Genomic DNA, 19,361 nt, shown 5'->3' on the forward strand with positions numbered 1-19,361 from the left:
TTCACCCCCGAATTTATTTACCCGAGTAACGACTTTAGTTTGTTTGCAAAACCGTTATCTAAAATTGCAATAGCTACTCTTTGGGATTTTCCGATAGCATTTGATAGTCTATCTCGGTCTTCTGCCACAATCACATATGGAATATTATATGACTGACATTTATCCGTAAGCTTTTTCTTAGTTTGGGGACCTACATCATTTGCAATAAGTACTAATTTTGCTCTTCTTTTCTGTATGTCTTTAACTATTGTTTCTTCCCCTGTTGAGCACTGTCCAGCCCGAAATGCTATCCCGACAATATTTAAGTAATTATTATTTTTCATGGCGATCCTGTACAAGTGTTCTTAGTTCTTCATAAACCTCATGATCAATCTCGGCATTTAAATGCTTTGCCAATACACCTGTTTTTTCTGCTTGATTAATTACTGCTAGGTCCTTAGTTAAATAAGCTCCCCTACCATTTTTCTTTCCAGTAGGATCTACAGAGACCTCGCCTTCCTTATCACGAACAATCCGAATCAAATCTTTTTTGGCTTTCATTTCATTCGTGATAACACATTTACGCTCTGGAGTTTTACGTTTTCCTACCATAAATACCTCTCCTTTATTCGAATAAATCCTCTTCGACATCCGCGTAATCTGTATCTGTTTTCTCTGATAATAATCCTTCTTCTCGTGCTTCTGTTTCACTCTTTATATCAATTTTCCAACCAGTTAATTTAGCGGCAAGTCTTGCATTTTGTCCACGTTTACCAATTGCAAGTGATAATTGATAATCAGGTACAATAACAGTAGTTGATTTATCCTCTTCATTAACTAAAACTTCCACAACTTTCGATGGGCTAAGTGCATTCGAAACATATACAACTGGATCTTCGGACCATTCAACAATATCAATTTTTTCACCTTTAAGCTCATTCACAATGGCTTGGACCCGACCGCCTTTTTGGCCAACACAAGACCCTACTGGATCGATTTCTGGATTTTCTGCGAAAACTGCAATCTTTGAACGGTCGCCTGCTTCCCTTGCGACAGATTTAATTTCTACGATACCATCATAGATTTCAGGAACTTCCATCTCGAACAATCTTTTTAGTAATCCAGGATGTGACCTAGAAATAAAGATTTGAGGTCCTTTACTAGTGTTTTCAACTTTTGTTACAAAGACCTTTATGCGGTCATGCACTTGATAATCTTCAGTTGGCATTTGTTCAGACTCAGGAAGTTTTGCTTCAATTTTCCCTAAATTGACATAAACAAATCTAGGGTCTATTCGTTGAATAATTCCTGTCATCACATCTTCTTCGCGATCAACATATTCACTAAATATTACACCGCGTTCAGCTTCACGAACTCGCTGAGTTACAACCTGTTTAGCAGCTTGTGCAGCAATTCTACCAAAATCCTTAGGTGTAACTTCAACCTCAATAATGTCCTCGATTTCGTAATTAGGATCAATTTTTTTTGCTTCGTCTAAAGAAATTTCTTGTTGATTATCAAATACTTCCTCAACTACTGTCTTCCTAGAAAAAACACGCATTGATCCAACTACTTCGTCTAATTCTACACGGACATTTGTCGCTGATTTGAAATTCTTTTTATATGCTGATATTAATGCAGCCTCTAGGGCTTCAATCAAGATTTCCTTGTCAATACCCTTTTCTTTACCCAAATTTTCAATTGCGTCAAACAATTGACTGCTCATCTTCCAATTTTCCCCCTCTATAGTGCAACAGCAAGTCGCGCTTTTGCAATTTTATTAAATGGAATCTCTATTCGTTTCTTACGTGTCTTTACCTTATATTCGATGGTTGCTATATTTTCATTAAAATCGACTAGGAGACCTTCAAAAGTCTTTTCACCATCAATGGGTTCGAACAATTTCACATAGACATTTTTGTTTACACTTTTAGCAAAGTCTTCAACAGTTTTAATGGGACGTTCAACTCCAGGTGAGGAAACCTCCAAGAAATATGCTTCCTTAATTGGGTCAATTTCATCGAGTTTTTCACTTAATAGTTCGGATACTTCGCCACATTCAGAAATGTCTATACCGCCTTCTTTATCAATAAAGACCCGTAAAAACCAATTCTTACCTTCTTTTACATATTCGACATCAACTAATTCTAATTTCTTTTCTTCTAAAATTGGCTGAACTAATTCTTCTGTTGTTTTTACAACTTGAGAGCTCAATCTTACCTTCCTCCTTTAACTCTAGCTGCACATACTATTTCTTATTATTTACAATCTGCATGAATTTCATTTAAAGGCAAAACCAATATAAAACCCTTGCCAGAACTAGGCAAGGGAAGTTTAAACAAAGTAGGCAGATTACGAAGAAAGAGTGGGAAATGCCCACTCTTTAGTCCGATGCTATCAAAACTTACTACTAAAATATACCATATGTAAACTCTTCTTGCAAGAAAATAGCAAATAAATAATACTTATAGTTACCTTTAAAAATAATCTACTAAAGAATTATTATTATTTTTTATTGTATCAACCTTCAAGTAATCTTGAAGAGCTTTTTGTAAAGAGGCTTTTGTGGTTGCTTTTGTACCAAATTCAACATCTAAATTGATCATATTTCGAACAATTTCAGGACGTAAACCGGTTATGACTAACTTGCTCCCCATCATCGTTACACCATCTAGTAATTTTAAGAACAGTTTAATTGCTTCATTATCCATCTCGGCAATACCGGAAAGATCCATAATTAATGTTTGGATTCTAAGCCTTCCTACTTCTAATAACACTTTTTCCTCAATAATGTTTGCACGATTGGTATCTATAGTTCCAATCAACGGTAAAATACTTACATCGGGTGTGATAGGAATTATTGGTACAGAAAGTTTATTTACTAATTTTTGTTGTTTCTCAATTAACTCATCTTTATATTTTGAATAACTAATGAAAAATCCATTTGTAAATGAATCAATGAGTTCATTATAATTACTTGTTTCAGTGTAAAAAATATTACTTTTCTTTTCTGTATTGTCAGTCAATACATCAAATTGGTACAAGAATTCCCAAAAAGTCTTTCGAATTGCCCGTATCCATTCAAGTTTAAAGCTCAGTGTCATGGCGTACTTTGCCCAAACCATACCTTCATTCTTAGCAAATGCTTTTACTTCTTCTTCTTTTTGATCAACTACAAGTAAAACTAGTTGGTGGGCATTATCTAATAAATTTATATTTCCAATTAAATGTATTTCGTTTATCTTATCCCTAACATTCACTGCAACACTAAGTAATTTTTCTTCAAAAAGGCTACGATTTACCTCTAAAAATTTATGTATATCTTCACTTATTACGAAATCAGACACAGACAAATCACTTCCTTGTTATTGATTTTACATGCATACTTAATTATAAAATATTTCGAATTTATTATACATATAAATACTTTTGTCTATCAAGAATTAAAGCTAAAGGGAGAGGTTGTTCTCTGGAAAACATCTAAAGAACAACCTCTTAGTATAATAACTCCTAGAACAATGATAATTGATTCTTTTCTTCCATACCTTCTAAACAGCCATGGTTATCCAAATATTCTAAGATAGTTTTTGAAATCCTACTACGTTCCCTTAAATCTTCTTTAGAAAGGAATTCTCCTTCTTCCCTTGCATTTACAATGTTAATAGCTGCATTTGTACCAAGACCTTCAACTGCATTAAAAGGCGGTATTAAAGTGTTGCCTTCTACAACAAATTCTGAAGCTTTGGATTTATATAAATCAACTTTTTGGAATGAAAATCCTCGTTCACACATTTCAAGTGCAATTTCTAGAACGGTTAATAAGCTTTTTTCTTTGGGAGCTGCATCGTTTCCTTTTACCGAGATTTCTTCAATACGCTTACGTATCGCTTCTGAACCTTTAACCATCGTATCCAGATCAAAATCACTTGCACGAACTGTAAAGTATGCAGCATAAAATAGGATTGGATAATGAACTTTAAAATAAGCAATTCGGACGGCCATTAATACATAGGCGGCAGCGTGTGCTTTCGGGAACATATACTTAATCTTTTTACAAGATTCTACATACCAATCTGGTACATTATGTTTTTTCATTTCTATAATCCACTCATCTTGTAATCCCTTACCTTTACGCACAGACTCCATGATTTTAAAGGCAAGTGAAGCTTCTAGACCTTTATGCATTAAATAAACCATGATATCATCACGACATCCTATTACATCTGGTAATTCACAAATACCATCATTAATTAACTCTTGAGCATTACCAAGCCAAACATCTGTACCGTGTGATAACCCTGAAATAATTACCAATTCAGCAAAAGTGCTAGGTTTCGTATCTTCTAGCATTTGACGTACAAATTTAGTACCAAATTCAGGAACCCCTAATGTTCCTGTTTTACAATTAATTTGTTCAGACTTAACCCCTAATGATTCAGTACTTGAAAAGATTTTCATGACCTCTTTATCGTCTGTTGGAATTGTTTTTGGGTCAATTCCACTTAAATCTTGAAGCATACGAATAACGGTCGGATCATCGTGTCCAAGTATATCAAGTTTTAATATATTGTCGTGAATGGAATGGAAATCAAAGTGAGTTGTCCGCCATTCACTCTTCCTATCATCTGCCGGATATTGGATTGGCGTAAAATCATAAATATCCATATAATCTGGAACAACGATAATACCACCAGGGTGCTGTCCAGTTGTTCGTTTAACTCCTGTAGTCCCTTTTACTAATCGATCTACTTCCGCATTTTTAAATACTAAATTTTTATCTGAAGCATAACCTTTCACATAGCCATAGGCTGTTTTTTCAGCTATCGTACCTATTGTACCTGCACGATATACATAGTCCTCTCCAAACAATACCTTCGTGTAGTTATGAGCTTTTGGTTGATATTCTCCAGAGAAGTTCAAGTCAATATCTGGAACTTTATCCCCCTTAAATCCTAAGAATGTCTCGAATGGGATATCCTGTCCATCCTTATTAAGTGAAGTGGCACATTCTGGGCAATCTTTATCTGGTAAGTCAAAGCCACTTGCAACCGAACCATCCGTAATAAACTCATTGTAGTGACAGCTTGGACATACATAATGTGGTGGTAATGGATTTACCTCTGTAATCTCCGTCATGGTCGCTACAAAGGAAGAACCAACAGAGCCCCTTGATCCAACTAGGTATCCATCATCCAGTGATTTTTTTACTAGTTTTTGAGAGATTAAATAAATAACCGAGAATCCATTGCTAATAATACTATCTAATTCTTTTTCCAAACGATCAGTAACAATTTTAGGAACAGGTTCACCATAAACCAACTTTGCTCGCGTATAGCATAGATCCCTTATTTCATCATCTGCACCCTCAATACGCGGTGTATAGAGATCATCTTTTACTGGTGAGAGTTCGTCTATTTCATCTGCCAAAGCTTGTGTATTTTGAACGACAATTTCTTTTGCTTTCTCTACTCCTAAGAAACTGAATAAATCTATCATTTCATTCGTGGTACGGAATGGAGTATCTGGTAATGTTACACGGTTCAGAGGGTTACCAGCTTGTGATGCAATTAAAATTTGTCGATACATTTTTTCATGATCATCAATATAGTGAACATTTCCCGAAGCAATTACCTTCTTATCAATTCTTTCCCCTAGCTCAACTAATTTGGTAATAATATCTAGAATTTGAGCCTCATTTTGCACTAGATCCTTTTCGATTAGATGGGAATAATTACTAGGTGGTTGTACTTCAATATAATCATAGAATTCGGCAACCTTTTCAGCTTCATCTGCTGACTTTTGCATCATTGTTTCAAATACTTCTCCTTTATCACAGGCAGTACCAAGGAGAAGCCCTGTTCGATATTTTTGAAGTACAGATCTTGGAATTCTCGGTACACGATAAAAATAATCAATATGGGCAAACGATATAAGCTTATAAAGGTTTTTCAATCCCTCTTGTGTTTGGGCTAAAATCGTGCAATGAAAAGGTCGAGAGCGTTGATAAGCATTCCCTTCACCCATATGGTTATTTAACTGCTTATGGCTAGTGATTTCCTTTTTTAATACCGCTTGTACTAGTTTCCAAAGTAAATAACCTGTTGCCTCGGCATCATAAATTGCACGGTGATGTTGTGTCAGTTCAATATCTAAATGTTTACACAACGTGTTTAATCGATGGTTTTTTAACTCTGGGAATAAAAAACGAGCCAGCTCCAAGGTATCAATAACTGGATTAGTAACCTTTTCATACCCTATTTTATGGTAGCCCTGATTTAAAAATCCTATATCAAAACTTGCATTATGGGCTACAAATACATCATCCCCACTCCATTTTTGAAAATCACGTAGTACATCACCAATTTCCGGAGCATCCCGTACCATTTCGTCCGTAATACCAGTTAAATCAATTGTGGTTTGGGATAATGGATGATGAGGATTAGCAAATGATTCAAAGCGATCCACAATTTCACCTTGATGTATTTTAACTGCGGCAAGTTCTATAATGGTGTCATAAACGGCTGAGAGGCCTGTTGTTTCAACGTCAAAGACAACATATGTTGCTTCATCTAACGCAACATCAGTTTCGTTATAAGCAATGGGTACTCCATCATCTACAAGATTTGCTTCGACACCATAAAGCACTTTAATCCCGTGTTTCTTACCTGCACTATGTGCATCTGGAAAACCTTGTGCACCCGCATGATCTGTGATTGCGATAGCCTTATGTCCCCACTTAGCTGCTTGTTCTACTAGCCTTGCTGGTGTAACAACTGCATCTAATTGACTCATCGTCGAATGGGTATGGAACTCAACGCGTTTCTCATCTTCAGGAGCATAATCCTGCCGAGATGCCACGTGAACTTCATGCATGTCGTTTGCCATCATAGCTAGTTCATTGGAGTACATATCTGTTTGGATACTCCCTCTTGCCTTAACCCACATTCCTTTTTTCAATTGTTCAAACTTTGCTGCATCCTCATCATTTTTGGAGAACATTTTAATTTGCAGTGAATCTGTATAATCTGTTGCTTTTGCAATTAATAAGCTTCTTCCAGAACGTAATTTCCGTATTTCCACATCAAAAACATAGCCTTGAACCGTAACACGTTTTTCTTCTTCAAGAATTTCCTGCATTTCGATTGGTTCTTCTTGAATTTTGTAGCCTAATGCAAACGGTTGATTATCTGCAACCGGACGCTCTTTATCACGTTTTTCTTTTTCTTGAATGGTTTTTAATATTAACTTCTGATCCTCTAGTGCCGTCTGTTCTCTAAACTTTTGGATTTCTTCCAATTCTGTCTTAACATCTACTGCTAGTGGATGATAAGACAGACCTACGCTTTTACAGAAAGATTTAAAACTGTCATCTAGTCTTTTTTTCAAGGCAGTTGCCTCTACTTCATTCCTTGCAGTTAACATAATTTTATTACCGTTAACTCGAGGTTTTTGGCCAAAAGCTAAATCTCGGTAAGCTGGTGAAATATCTGGGGTTAATTTTAAAAATAATTGCCAATAATCACAAACCAGTTCTTCTTCGCACTGATTATCTAAGGATTCTAACGTTAATTCTACAGTAGCTATTTGTTGAAAAGCATTTTTTAGTCTGGTTATTAGTTCTTGGTAAATGGTTGTAGGTAATACTTTTTCTACCATAATATTAAAATGCCAACGTTTCTGGAGTTTAAAGATTTCTAGTTTTTCTAAAGCACTTTCTTGGAAATATTCTTGAACATACTTATTCGGCATTTCAATTTGCTGTAGTAGTAAATTCATTTTTTCCTTTTTTGAAATATCCATTCTCATATTCCTCCTGCACTCATTCGCCTTTGGATGACATTATCAGGAAATTATTAGTTTAGAAAAACTATCATTCACTTAGTCTTAGCGAATCGTTAGCTTTTCTTGTACTTAGTAAGATTTTTACTACTTCGAAATACTACATTGCTAAATTTTATAATTTCCTAACATAAAACAATTGAAACCCTTGTCGAAATGATAATAGACAAGGGTCCCGAAACTAAAATATTCTATTTATATAGTACCTTCTTTACTTTAGAGATACAACCTTTTTATTCTGGTAATCATTTCATTGTTTACGGAAATTATTTAACCAAATCCTAGTTATAACTTCCCTATTCCATGATTATAAAAACAATCGCTGAATGTCATTCCAAGTAACAATAATCATTAATAGCATTAATAATGCAAATCCTACGAAATGGAAGATTCCTTCTTTTTCTGGTTCCATAGGCTTACCTCGTAGAAGTTCTATTCCAACAAACATTAGTCGTCCACCATCTAATGCAGGTAATGGCACTAAGTTTACAACTCCAAGGTTAATGCTTAAGATTGCTGTCCACATTAGAAAATTCATAAATCCTGTTTGAACTACTTGGTCGGTTGCATCATATATTCCTACTGGTCCTGAAAGCATATCAATACCTAGTTGTCCGGTAATTAACATAGCAAGGTTTGTAAGGATCATGGAAGTTGTTTCATACGTTTTCTCTGCACCATATTTAAATGAGCCCCAGAATGTCTTTTCAAAGCCCATATATACACCGATTTGACCGATAGTCTCCTCTTGCCCTTCCATTGAGACTTCATTTGGCACAACGGATAAGTTTAATGTCTCTCCATCACGCGAGACGACCATGTTTAGTTCCTCGGCAGGGTTAGCCCTAACAATGGTTGTAAACTCTTCCCATGTTGAAACAGACTCATTTTCGATTTGGATAATCTCATCATTGGGTTGGAATCCTGCATTGTCTGCAGGATCTCCGGCTACAACTTCACCTATCCTTGCTTCATCAACAGGAACACCTTGTACAACACCTAATATAATAAAAATCACGATAGCTAAGATAAAGTTCATCATTGGTCCTGCAAATAATTGCATGGCACGTTTACCAGGTGATTTAGATGCAAACTGACGGTCATATGGGGCAATTAAAGTTTCCTTTTCATCCATTACGAATAATGCACGACGGTCTACATCAAAATGTAATAATTCATCCTCATCAATTTCATAACCTTTGATAAACATTTCATGATCTAAATCAACTTTTTCTACTTCAATTACTCGTGCATTGGGATGTTTTGATTTGTTATTGACAATGATTTTATTAACAATACCTTTTTCATTAAATTCTAACCCTATATGGTGTCCAGGCTTTAATTCAATAATTTCTGGGTCTTCACCTGCTACTCTTACATAACCACCTATCGGTAATAAACGAATAGTATATAGAGTATCATTTTTCGTAAATGCAAATATTTTTGGTCCCATACCTATTGCAAATTCACGCGCTAACATCCCAGCACGTTTCGCAAAAATAAGGTGTCCAAGTTCATGGACAAATACTAAAAGTCCAAACATAAAAATAAACGCAATAACTGTTGTCAAACCTAACACCTTCCTTTACCTGAAGTAGAAGAGTTGTATAATGCTTCTAACTGACAAATTGTAAAATCAAATGAAGAACTGGAAAAACAAATATAGCACTATCAAACCTGTCTAAAATACCACCATGTCCTGGTAGGATATTTCCTGAATCCTTTACGTTATAATGACGTTTTAAGGCTGATTCGACAAGATCACCAATTTGTCCAAAAACAGAAACCAAAATAGATACAACTATTATTGTGATCAAACTATATGGGAATTGGTAAATTAAATGAAAGATAATACCAACCATAGTAGCTACAACAACACCACCAATTGCACCCTCGATAGTTTTATTTGGACTTATTTCTGGCCAAAGTTTATTTTTCCCAAATGATCTTCCGGTAAAATAGGCACCAGTATCTGTTGACCAGATTAGTAATAAGGCAAAAAATACTTGAGCTAGTCCATCATCAGAACCGTTTCTTGTTACAATAAAATAGAAAAAACCCATTCCAATATATAAAACAGCTAAGAGCACAAATCCAACATCATCAAATGTAAATTTATTTTTCAATAATACGGTGTACGCTAGTAACAATAAGAAAAACACCAGTATGATTTGAGCCGTATTTGAAGTAAACGGCAAATTTCCTTTCGTTGCAGGATATAATACTAACCACAATAAGAGAATAGCCATTAATCCCGGAGCTGAATACCACGTAATTTTATGCATTTTAAGGAGTTCATACAAACCGATTGTTGCCAATAGGTAAACGACAACCGTAAAAGGAAGGTCACCATAGATTACAAAGGGTAAAAATAAGATTATTGCAATGACTCCTGTTAGAATCCTTTGTTTCATATACCATACATCACCTTAAATACCTCCATAGCGTCTGGACCTTCTTTGATAGTCCATTAATGCCTCGACAAATATTTCTTCACTGAAATCCGGCCACAGTACATCTGTAAACCAAAATTCAGTGTACGCTAATTGCCATAATAAAAAATTACTTAATCTCTGTTCCCCACTGGTTCGAATCAATAAATCCGGATCTGTTAAACCATGAGTGTATAAATACTCTGACAGTAGGTTTTCGTCTAACTGCTCTAGTGAGAACTTTTCATTATCCAAATCTTGCATCATCAATTTAATAGCACTTAAAATCTCACTTCTACTACCATAGTTTAATGCAAAGTTTAATAATAAGCCATCATTGTTCTTCGTTTTTTCTTTTGCATACTGAACAGCTTCTTTTGTAAAACCAGGTAGAGAGTCAAAATCTCCAATTGTTTCAATTCGAACATTATTTTTCATTAAGTCGGGCAAATAAATATGTAAAAATTCCTTTGGTAATTTTAGCAGATACTCCACCTCTGACTTTGGCCGTTTCCAATTTTCGGTTGAAAATGCAAATAAGGTGAGAATCCTAATGTTATATTTAACAGCGGTTTCAACTGTTTTTTTCACCACGTCCATGCCTTCCTTGTGTCCGGCAATCCTTGGTAGCCCCCGTTTTTTTGCCCAGCGCCCGTTTCCATCCATAATAATTGCTACATGTTCTGGTACACTCGTTATTTCTTCTTGTAGGGGTATTTCTTTTTTAGGTTTAAAAAATGGAAGTTTCATTGGCATAATTTCCTCCGAACACTGGTGTTTAACCATTTGAAAATACTATAATAATTATGCTAAAAAAAAGATTTATATGACTGTATGTGAATCCTGTCCTGTTATAATATTTTACCATAATATAACTCATTACTATGACAAAATCATGCAAGATGTATTTTAATTATAACGGTTTTTCAATAAGAATACAAAAGCCCCCTTAAACAAGAGGGCTTATACATGTGTTACATGATAATGTATTGTGAGCAACTCAGAATCTTATTATACTTCCATTATTTCTTTTTCTTTATTTTTTGCTAGTTGATCAATTTCAGCAATATGCTTGTCTGTTTCTTTTTGAACACTATCCTGAGATAATCTTAATTCATCCTCAGTAAGATCGCCACTTTTTTCTGCTTTTTTAAGGGCATCATTTGTATCACGGCGGATATTTCTAACCTGAACACGGTATTCTTCTGAGAATTTACCTACAACTTTAACAAGATCTTTTCTACGTTCTTCTGTTAATGCAGGAATATTAATACGAATTACATTTCCATCATTAGAAGGAGATAATCCTAAATCCGCTTTTTGAATTGCTTTTTCAATATCCCCCATTGCTGTTTTATCATAAGGAGTGATCACTAGTAGGCGGGCTTCAGGTGCAGCAATAGTAGCTAATTGATTTAACGGTGTATTTGCACCGTAATATTCAACAAATACATTATCTAAAAGGCTAGGATTAGCTCTTCCAGCTCTAACTGTTGCCAAATTTCTAGAAAATGCTTGAACAGCCTGTTTCATCTTATCTTTGCACTCATTCATAATTTGATCAGTCATGATTATTTCCCCCTTATTATTGTCCCGATTGTTTCACCTTCAACAACCTTTTTAATATTTCCTTCTTCCGTAATTGAAAAGACAATTAACGGTATGTCATTCTCCATACATAATGTTGAAGCTGTTGAGTCCATCACACCAAGGCCTTCATTTAACATTTCCATGTAGGAGATGTTTTCATATTTCTTAGCTTCTTTGTTTACTCTAGGGTCATCCGAATATACACCATCAACATTATTTTTTGCCATTAAAATAACTTCTGCTTCAATTTCAGCGGCTCTAAGCGCAGCAGTAGTATCTGTTGAGAAATAGGGATTACCTGTACCAGCTGCAAAAATGACAACCCGCTTCTTTTCTAAGTGGCGAATTGCTTTTCTTCTGATGTACGGTTCAGCAACTTGTCGCATTTCAATTGAAGTTTGAACGCGTGATGGAATATCAATAGTTTCTAATGCATCTTGTAATGCTAATGAGTTCATTACTGTTGCTAACATTCCCATATAATCAGCAGTTGCACGGTCCATTCCCATTTCACTACCAACCTTACCACGCCAAATGTTGCCTCCACCAACAACGATAGCAACTTCAACTCCTAGATTAACGACTTCTTTAACCTGAGTTGCAATCGATTGTATAACTTTTGGTTCAATTCCATATCCTTGGTTTCCGCTCAAAGCTTCACCACTTAATTTAAGTACAATTCTATTGTAACGAGCTGTTGTCATAATAACCTCCATAGAGATAAATTTATAAACACTAAATAATTTATGTGCTCATGGTGAAATAGGGAACATGATATGTCCCCTATTTCATCGCGAAAATTATTTTTTAATTTGGCTCATTACTTCTTCTGCAAAGTTCTCAGAGCGTTTTTCTAATCCTTCTCCAACTTCAAAGCGAGTGAAAGATTTTACAGTTGCGCCTTTGCTTTCCACATATTTCTTAACTTTTTGATCTGGGTCTTTGACGAAACTTTGCTCAAGTAAGCAAATATCTTCAAAGAATTTACCTAGTCGACCGTCAACCATTTTTTCGACAATTTTCTCTGGTTTACCTTCGTTAAGTGCTTGTTGTTTAAGAACTTCACGTTCATGGTTAATAACATCTTCAGAAACTTCTTCACGAGATACATATTTAGGATTTACTGCTGCAACATGCATAGAGACATCTTTTGCAACAGTTGAATCAGTTGTTCCTTCTAATAAGGCTAGTACACCGATACGACCACCCATATGAAGGTATTCACCAAATGCATCATTGTCAGTTTTAGTTAGTAATTCAAAACGACGTAATGAAATTTTTTCTCCTATTTTTGCAACAGCAGAGTTAATGTAAGTTTCTACTGTTTCTCCTTCACCGTTTAACTTTTGTTGTAAAGCTTCTTCAACAGTTGCAGGTTTTTGTGTTAGTAAATGATTACCTAAATCTTCTAGTAATTGCTTAAATTGATCGTTTTTTGTAACAAAGTCAGTTTCACAATTTACTTCTAATAGTACTGCTGTATTGCCTTCAGACGTAATATATGTAGAACCTTCTGCCGCAATACGGTCAGCTTTTTTAGCAGCTTTTGCAATACCTTTTTCACGCAAGTAGTCAATTGCTTGCTCGATGTCACCATTAGTTTCCGTTAGTGCTTTCTTACAATCCATCATTCCAGCACCAGTTTTTTCACGAAGTTCTTTTACCATTTGTGCAGTTACAGCCATATTGAATCCTCCTTAGTATTATTACATAATTAGCATTTGTATCATTTTTTATAACACACCTTAAAAAAAGGTGATAAAAGGCTTATCCTCTTATCACCTGACCTTTTCAGAAATTAAGCTTCTTCCGTTTTTTCAACTGAAGCTTCAGTTTGAGCTTCCTCAACTACTTCTAATTCTTCACCTTGTTTAACTTCAAGGATAGCATCAGCAATTTTACCTGTAAGAAGTTTTACAGCACGGATAGCATCATCGTTAGCTGGGATCACATAATCAATTTCATCAGGATCACAGTTTGTATCAACGATTCCGATGATAGGAATGTTTAATTTGTGTGCTTCAGCAATTGCAATACGCTCTTTACGAGGGTCAATTACAAACATTGCATCTGGAAGTTTCTTCATCTCTTTAATTCCACCTAGGAATTTAACAAGACGTTCTTTTTCTTTCAACAAGCCAACAACTTCTTTTTTAGGAAGTACTTCAAAAGTACCATCTTCTTCCATTTTTTCAATCTGAACTAAACGGTTAATACGTTTACGAATTGTTTGGAAGTTTGTAAGTGTACCACCTAACCAACGTTGGTTAACATAGTACATACCGGAACGGATTGCTTCCTCTTTAACTGAATCTTGTGCTTGTTTCTTAGTTCCTACGAAAAGAACAGTACCACCATTAGCTGCTAGTTCTTTAACATAGTTATAAGCTTCTTCAACCTTTTTAACAGTTTTTTGAAGGTCGATGATATAAATACCGTTACGCTCTGTGAAGATATATTTCTTCATCTTTGGGTTCCAACGGCGAGTTTGGTGTCCAAAATGTACACCAGCTTCTAGTAATTGCTTCATAGAAATTACTGACATTATTTTTCCTCCTTGGTTTTTATCCTCCGCTTACATCATTTCTGTATAAAGACCCATTAGGCACCGATTATACAAATCAACAAGCGTGTGTGGTTATAAATTTATTGTATTTACACCAGAAATAAATATATCATAACGGATACTTGTAATCAAGCTAAATGTTACTTTTTTCATGAAACTTTATAATTAATTCTACTTCCGTTTTACCGCAACCAAGTTTTCTAGCTATTTCTTCTACCGAACTACCCTCTCCATGTAGTTTAAGTATTCTAGATGGTAGTGATACTTCTATCTCATCATGTACTTTTTGATCTATGACAGGTATTTGAAAACTATTATCTAAATCCTTATTAATAGATGGGGAGTTTATCGTCTCTGCCTCTTTCGAAATAACTGGATTAGCAATAGACTTACCTCCAGTTTTCGATAACTCTTCTTGAAGAATTTGATTTTCATTCTTAATTTCTTCAAGATAGCTTTCCATTAAACTGACTATTTCCGATGTATTAGTAGATTTTGCTGCTACTAATTGCTTATTTAGTGCAAATATAGCAGTGAAAGATATGATATGTAATAAAAAACTGATAATAAATAAAAAAGATGTCATAGTAGTTAGCTCCTACTGTCAAAGTTGTTGCCTAGAAATGGATGATTCATAGTTTCTGGTATTTCATTAGTTTGTTTTTTCGGTGAATTTTTTTCTTTATTAAAAGATTGATTCTGGTTATCTTTTTGTAGGTGAACATCATCAAATTCTTGTACTTTTTTTCTTTTCATGTTTTCTTGAATTAATTGATTTTGAGCGAGGGCTTCTTGAAAATGTTGATTTTGCTTCAAACCTTGGTCTTGAAGTTTTCCGGCATCCAGTGTTCTTGGGAGGGCAACCTGCATCTCAACAGATTTCCAACTCATTGTATCACTTCCTCCAGTTCAGTTCATATAGAACGCATATATATTTCGTTTCGGAGAAGCTCTAGCTCAACTTGTTTGTATGATTCTGTGATGACCCGTTTGTATTTACCAAAAGTGATAATGGTATTCCCAAACAAATTCCCCGTAATAGTCAATTTTGCATGTCTTTCTTGGCTATCATTACTAAAAGAGTCCAGTCGTTCCATTATATTTTTTAGCAACTCTGTGTTTTTGTTATAAGACACTTTTTGTTTTTGTAAAGTAGAGAGTAATTTCGGGTTTGAGTTGATATTTGGTACTTGAGATAGTTTTTCGCCGATAATTGTTAATTTCGCTAAAGTATCTTGAATTTCCTTCTTTTCTAATTCAAGTTTTTCCAACTCTTGAATTTTCAAATGGCTTTGTCCAAGGATTATCTCGGTTTTTGTATTCATGTAATTTCCAACATGCTTTACTTGGACTAAGTTCTTTGCAGAGACACGACCACCAATGATACTACCTCTTTGACATATTAACTCACTTCCTACAACGCATTCACTATGTAGAATAGAATTTTCAACATATAAATTCTTACCTACTCGAACATTACCCTGGTTAACGTAGCCTATTTGAATACTTTCATCAGCTATAATCGAACCTTTTTGCAATCCTGATAGCCCTTCTGCTACATAAATAGAACCATGTGCGATAATAGTTGCAGCCTCGACCATTCCAAATATCTTCACGTCTCCACCGGCAGTTATGGTGTATCCAGAAGGAACATCCCCTTTTATTACAATATTCCCAATAAAATCAATGTTACCTTCTTTCATCGTAAGAGTAGATGTCACCTCATAAACTGGATGAACATGGATATAATTGGCTTGGACATTGGCTTGGCCAATCGAATTAGAATAAAAGGACAAATCCTCTTGCGAAAATCGAACGTTTTTACCCGCTTTAATCTGAACTGGTTTCCCTGGTTTTGCAGGTATAATGCTTCCAGACACACTAGTTCCTGGTATACCTTCTGTAGGCAAAGATACTGTGGCAAGCTTTTCATCCTTATTAACGGATGGAATACGCATCACTTCCCGAAAATTCCAGCTATCATTTTTTTCAACTGTGGGATTAAAATTAATTTTGTAATTTATTTTGCCGTCATGTCCTGGAGTAGGAGCTTCCCCTTGCGCCAAGATTATTGGAAAATCATCAAGTGAAACTCCTGAAATTATTTGTTCGATGTGGTCGTGAATAATACCAAAATTAATATTATTCTTTGCAAGAAAGTCTTGAAAAGAATTCATCGTAATTTCCTTATCTCTGTTTACCAGATATTCATCCGTAAAATGGAGTTCTGCGACCATTGCATCTTTGGATGTAATGATTTTGAAGAGTTGACTGAGATCGGCCATCACCATGCTACTCCTTTAATATTGAATTATAGGGCCTCTTGAAGTTTGTTACGTAATTTAAAAATCGCTTTTTTATGAATTTGTGAAATCCTTGAAGTAGTAAGCCCGAGTACATGTCCTATTTCTGTAAATGTTAGCCCATCTTGATAAAATAGACTTATAATCATCTGTTCATTTTCTTTTAAGTCCTTTATGCTTTCAGCAAGTTCCTTATATTGCTCTTTCCTAACTATATGCGAATCTGGTTGTATGCTAGTATCATCGGGAATGGTATACCCAATTCCTTCTTTAAGTTGATGACTGGAACCTTCTTTTGACTTTTCCTCTATAGAAAGCAAATTAGCAAACACTGCATCCCTAACATGAGTCTCTACTTCTTGGGCATGCATTCCGAGAGCCTTGGCTACTTCGTCTGAACTAGGTTCCCGCTGATATAGCTGAATTAATTCTTGTGTGGCTTTTTCAATTTTTTTCGTTTTTTCCCGTATTGATCTCGGTAACCAGTCTTCTTTTCTTAATCCATCGATAATGGCGCCTCGGATCCTGAAGGAAGCATACGTATCAAATTTCAAATCGCGATCTAAATCGAACTTTTTAAGAGCATCATAAAGTCCAAATAATCCTAGACTTTTTATATCATCTTTTATGACGCTACTAGGTAAATGACTCATTGCTCGTTCTACATGATAATTTACTAGGTGCATATATTGTTGAATGAGTTTATTTGCTGCTTCGTTGTCTTGATGTTTTTTCCATTTATTCCATAGTTCATGCTCTAGAGGAGAGATTTTTGTTCCCAAATGACTTGCTCCTCTCTGTCCTATTTTTTATTAGGGATGTTAAAGTCTAATATGTTACTTTCTTGCTTAGCCCTCGTCCCAAATACACTTCGTTTTCACTGCCAGTATAGGGGCGAATGGTGATCTTCCTTGCGTTATCGCACTGTGGGGTCTCCCCTATGCCTTTCGTCCCGCTGGAGTCTTCGTGTATTGGGCCGCTTAGCCCTTTTAGTTAAAAATCTTCTTCACTCGTATTGGAACATAAACCCTAAATACACACGGAAGGTTTATATAACATGCTCGCCTTTTGTAATGGTTCGTATTTTTAGTTTTCCAGTTTGTGGGTTGAATTCAATTGTTCGACCATAATTTCCCCCAACATCCGATGACTCAACTGGTATCTTATGTTCTTCTAGTTTTTGTAAAACCGCTTCTACATTTCTTTTCCCAATGCGCATGATGTCATTAGCAGTATTGATTTGAAACATTTGTGCGCCACCCGCTAGTTTTGCTTTAAGTTGTGATTTTCTAATTCCTTTACTACAAAGCCTATCTACTAGTATGTCAATTGCGGTATCAGCATATTTATATTTGTTTAATGATGCCTGTTTTCCAAGACTTGAGTCAGGTAACATAACGTGTGCCATTCCAGCAGTTTCCTTCTGAATATTGTAGAGGACAACACCTACACAAGATCCTAATCCTGATGTTCGAATCATATCAGGGGCAGTGACCACATTTAAATCTGCAATCCCAACTTTTACTATGGACTGATCCTGTATTTTGCTACTCATAACTTTGAATTCCTAAAGCCTGAAATATTTTCGTAAACGATTCTGGTGAAGGTAGTAGTAAAAGCTGGCCATTAATACCTTGATTATTTTCTTCTGTATCATTAATTTTAGTATTAATAATGATAGCAAAATCGTATACTTCAGAAACTTGAAGCAACCCAACAGTCAGAATTGCCCCTGCCATGTCGACACTTAAATGAGGAACAGATGGCTGCATATTAATATTAGTGAAATCAGATAGAGCTGTGAGGTATGAACCAGCTAATATATTTCCGGCTTCTTGAAGTGCTGATACCGCCAATTCATCCTGCTGTGTAAATGATATTTCGTCATTATTGGTCATTTGTCTTACAAGAGATTCCGCTTCTTCTATTGTAAACAAAAGATAGACCATGCCAGGTGCTTTACCATGAATTTGAAATAGAATTCCAACAATTAAATGTTCTGGACCACCAACCATCTCCATCACATCGTCGAATGCTACGATCTCGATACTAGGAACTTCCATATCGACTTTTTTTTGAATTAACCTGGACATGGAGGTGGCTGCATTACCTGCCCCGATATTTCCTATTTCTTTCAGTGCATCAAGTTGAATAGTAGAGAATTGTTGATAGTTCATATTATTGACCTTCTACTGTTTTTAACTCGGTAATTTCCTCGGTAGTTAGTATCTTTCTAAGGTCAAGTAAAATGAGTAAACGATTCTCCAGTTTTGCTACTCCTTCAATATAATCCTGATTTACTACACCAATCACTTCAGGTGCAGGTTCAATGATATCAGTTGGAATATCAATCACATCATTAGCAGCATCCACGATTAGACCCACTTCCATATCTTCCAGATAAACGATGATGATACGTGTAGACTCGTTGTAGTCTGTTTCTTCAATTCCCAAACGTGAACGAAGATCGATGATTGGGGTTACAACTCCTCTTAAGTTAATAACGCCTTTTACAAATTTTGCAGTGTTAGGAACTCTTGTAATTGTTTGAATACGTTCAATTGAACCTATTTGTTGAACTGATACTGCAAATTCCTCATCTTTTAATTGAAATACAATAACCTTTTTCTCAGTAGCTGTTTCAAAACTCAT

At 35.3% G+C, this 19,361-nt stretch carries 20 protein-coding genes; all 20 read right to left on the reverse strand.

Annotated elements, in window-relative coordinates; translation table 11 throughout:
* Positions 1-17: 17 nt before the first annotated feature.
* The 20 genes from TY11_RS07770 to TY11_RS07865 all read right to left on the reverse strand — a co-directional run bounded on the left by TY11_RS07770 (position 18) and on the right by TY11_RS07865 (position 19,361).
* Positions 18-323 (reverse strand): L7Ae/L30e/S12e/Gadd45 family ribosomal protein, encoded by a 306-nt coding sequence (locus TY11_RS07770; RefSeq protein WP_042144756.1) that lies wholly within the window; start codon positions 321-323, stop codon positions 18-20.
* Positions 313-591: an RNase P modulator RnpM gene (gene rnpM, locus TY11_RS07775; protein ID WP_042144758.1), complete on the reverse strand. Its 279-nt coding sequence runs from the start codon at positions 589-591 to the stop codon at positions 313-315. Before rnpM ends, TY11_RS07770 begins: the two co-directional genes overlap by 11 nt.
* Before the next feature lie 13 nt (positions 592-604).
* Positions 605-1,705 (reverse strand): transcription termination factor NusA, encoded by a 1,101-nt coding sequence (gene nusA / locus TY11_RS07780; protein ID WP_042144760.1) that lies wholly within the window; start codon positions 1,703-1,705, stop codon positions 605-607.
* Positions 1,706-1,722: 17 nt separating this feature from the next.
* Entirely contained in the window at positions 1,723-2,193 is a 471-nt protein-coding gene (gene rimP / locus TY11_RS07785) for a ribosome maturation factor RimP (RefSeq protein WP_042144763.1), read from the reverse strand.
* 263 nt (positions 2,194-2,456) lie between these two features.
* Positions 2,457-3,326 (reverse strand): STAS domain-containing protein, encoded by an 870-nt coding sequence (locus TY11_RS07790; RefSeq protein ID WP_042144765.1) that lies wholly within the window; start codon positions 3,324-3,326, stop codon positions 2,457-2,459.
* Positions 3,327-3,489: 163 nt separating this feature from the next.
* The gene (locus TY11_RS07795; RefSeq protein ID WP_042144767.1) at positions 3,490-7,779 is read right to left on the reverse strand and encodes a PolC-type DNA polymerase III; all 4,290 of its coding nucleotides are present in this window, start codon (positions 7,777-7,779) and stop codon (positions 3,490-3,492) included.
* A 346-nt stretch (positions 7,780-8,125) separates the two neighbouring features.
* Positions 8,126-9,388 (reverse strand): RIP metalloprotease RseP, encoded by a 1,263-nt coding sequence (gene rseP / locus TY11_RS07800; RefSeq protein WP_042144769.1) that lies wholly within the window; start codon positions 9,386-9,388, stop codon positions 8,126-8,128.
* Positions 9,389-9,434: 46 nt separating this feature from the next.
* Positions 9,435-10,232: a phosphatidate cytidylyltransferase gene (locus TY11_RS07805; protein WP_042144771.1), complete on the reverse strand. Its 798-nt coding sequence runs from the start codon at positions 10,230-10,232 to the stop codon at positions 9,435-9,437.
* A gap of 15 nt (positions 10,233-10,247) precedes the next feature.
* Complete coding sequence (gene uppS, locus TY11_RS07810) at positions 10,248-11,006, reverse strand: undecaprenyl pyrophosphate synthase (RefSeq protein WP_042144773.1); 759 nt, start codon at positions 11,004-11,006, stop codon at positions 10,248-10,250.
* Between the two features lie 255 nt (positions 11,007-11,261).
* Positions 11,262-11,819, reverse strand: coding sequence for a ribosome recycling factor (gene frr / locus TY11_RS07815; protein WP_042144775.1), 558 nt, complete (start codon positions 11,817-11,819; stop codon positions 11,262-11,264).
* Positions 11,820-11,821: 2 nt separating this feature from the next.
* Positions 11,822-12,544, reverse strand: a complete 723-nt coding sequence (gene pyrH / locus TY11_RS07820) for a UMP kinase (protein ID WP_042144777.1) — start codon at positions 12,542-12,544, stop codon at positions 11,822-11,824.
* 96 nt (positions 12,545-12,640) lie between these two features.
* Positions 12,641-13,525: a translation elongation factor Ts gene (gene tsf / locus TY11_RS07825; RefSeq protein WP_042144779.1), complete on the reverse strand. Its 885-nt coding sequence runs from the start codon at positions 13,523-13,525 to the stop codon at positions 12,641-12,643.
* A gap of 113 nt (positions 13,526-13,638) precedes the next feature.
* On the reverse strand, positions 13,639-14,385 hold the full coding sequence (gene rpsB / locus TY11_RS07830) for a 30S ribosomal protein S2 (protein WP_042144780.1): 747 nt from the start codon (positions 14,383-14,385) through the stop codon (positions 13,639-13,641).
* 154 nt (positions 14,386-14,539) lie between these two features.
* Positions 14,540-14,992 carry a DUF6115 domain-containing protein gene (locus TY11_RS07835; RefSeq protein WP_042144783.1) on the reverse strand — a complete coding sequence of 151 codons (453 nt, stop codon included), beginning with the start codon at positions 14,990-14,992 and terminating at the stop codon, positions 14,540-14,542.
* A 5-nt stretch (positions 14,993-14,997) separates the two neighbouring features.
* On the reverse strand, positions 14,998-15,297 hold the full coding sequence (locus tag TY11_RS07840; protein ID WP_042144786.1) for a hypothetical protein: 300 nt from the start codon (positions 15,295-15,297) through the stop codon (positions 14,998-15,000).
* A 23-nt stretch (positions 15,298-15,320) separates the two neighbouring features.
* The gene (locus TY11_RS07845) at positions 15,321-16,691 is read right to left on the reverse strand and encodes a flagellar assembly protein A (protein WP_042144787.1); all 1,371 of its coding nucleotides are present in this window, start codon (positions 16,689-16,691) and stop codon (positions 15,321-15,323) included.
* 26 nt (positions 16,692-16,717) lie between these two features.
* Positions 16,718-17,491: a FliA/WhiG family RNA polymerase sigma factor gene (locus tag TY11_RS07850; protein WP_042144789.1), complete on the reverse strand. Its 774-nt coding sequence runs from the start codon at positions 17,489-17,491 to the stop codon at positions 16,718-16,720.
* Positions 17,492-17,757: 266 nt separating this feature from the next.
* Positions 17,758-18,264, reverse strand: a complete 507-nt coding sequence (locus tag TY11_RS07855) for a chemotaxis protein CheD (RefSeq protein WP_042144791.1) — start codon at positions 18,262-18,264, stop codon at positions 17,758-17,760.
* The gene (locus TY11_RS07860) at positions 18,257-18,886 is read right to left on the reverse strand and encodes a chemotaxis protein CheC (RefSeq protein ID WP_042144794.1); all 630 of its coding nucleotides are present in this window, start codon (positions 18,884-18,886) and stop codon (positions 18,257-18,259) included. The genes TY11_RS07855 and TY11_RS07860 overlap by 8 nt, the downstream gene beginning before the upstream one ends.
* 1 nt (position 18,887) lies before the next feature.
* Positions 18,888-19,361: a chemotaxis protein CheW gene (locus TY11_RS07865; protein WP_042144796.1), complete on the reverse strand. Its 474-nt coding sequence runs from the start codon at positions 19,359-19,361 to the stop codon at positions 18,888-18,890.

It is taken from the genome of Paucisalibacillus algeriensis, from assembly GCF_000577245.1.
Taxonomy (GTDB): Bacteria; Bacillota; Bacilli; order Bacillales; family Amphibacillaceae; genus Ornithinibacillus.

Bases quoted from the DNA above. Each gene is read 5' to 3' on its own strand.
- TY11_RS07770 (WP_042144756.1), bottom strand. From the start codon at position 323: ATGAAAAATAATAATTACTTAAATATTGTCGGGATAGCATTTCGGGCT.
- rnpM (WP_042144758.1), bottom strand. From the start codon at position 591: ATGGTAGGAAAACGTAAAACTCCAGAGCGTAAATGTGTTATCACGAAT.
- nusA (WP_042144760.1), bottom strand. From the start codon at position 1,705: ATGAGCAGTCAATTGTTTGACGCAATTGAAAATTTGGGTAAAGAAAAG.
- TY11_RS07795 (WP_042144767.1), bottom strand. From the start codon at position 7,779: ATGGATATTTCAAAAAAGGAAAAAATGAATTTACTACTACAGCAAATT.
- TY11_RS07805 (WP_042144771.1), bottom strand. From the start codon at position 10,232: ATGAAACAAAGGATTCTAACAGGAGTCATTGCAATAATCTTATTTTTA.
- uppS (WP_042144773.1), bottom strand. From the start codon at position 11,006: ATGCCAATGAAACTTCCATTTTTTAAACCTAAAAAAGAAATACCCCTA.
- frr (WP_042144775.1), bottom strand. From the start codon at position 11,819: ATGACTGATCAAATTATGAATGAGTGCAAAGATAAGATGAAACAGGCT.
- pyrH (WP_042144777.1), bottom strand. From the start codon at position 12,544: ATGACAACAGCTCGTTACAATAGAATTGTACTTAAATTAAGTGGTGAA.
- tsf (WP_042144779.1), bottom strand. From the start codon at position 13,525: ATGGCTGTAACTGCACAAATGGTAAAAGAACTTCGTGAAAAAACTGGT.
- rpsB (WP_042144780.1), bottom strand. From the start codon at position 14,385: ATGTCAGTAATTTCTATGAAGCAATTACTAGAAGCTGGTGTACATTTT.
- TY11_RS07835 (WP_042144783.1), bottom strand. From the start codon at position 14,992: ATGACATCTTTTTTATTTATTATCAGTTTTTTATTACATATCATATCT.
- TY11_RS07840 (WP_042144786.1), bottom strand. From the start codon at position 15,297: ATGAGTTGGAAATCTGTTGAGATGCAGGTTGCCCTCCCAAGAACACTG.
- TY11_RS07845 (WP_042144787.1), bottom strand. From the start codon at position 16,691: ATGGCCGATCTCAGTCAACTCTTCAAAATCATTACATCCAAAGATGCA.
- TY11_RS07855 (WP_042144791.1), bottom strand. From the start codon at position 18,264: ATGAGTAGCAAAATACAGGATCAGTCCATAGTAAAAGTTGGGATTGCA.
- TY11_RS07860 (WP_042144794.1), bottom strand. From the start codon at position 18,886: ATGAACTATCAACAATTCTCTACTATTCAACTTGATGCACTGAAAGAA.
- TY11_RS07865 (WP_042144796.1), bottom strand. From the start codon at position 19,361: ATGAGTTTTGAAACAGCTACTGAGAAAAAGGTTATTGTATTTCAATTA.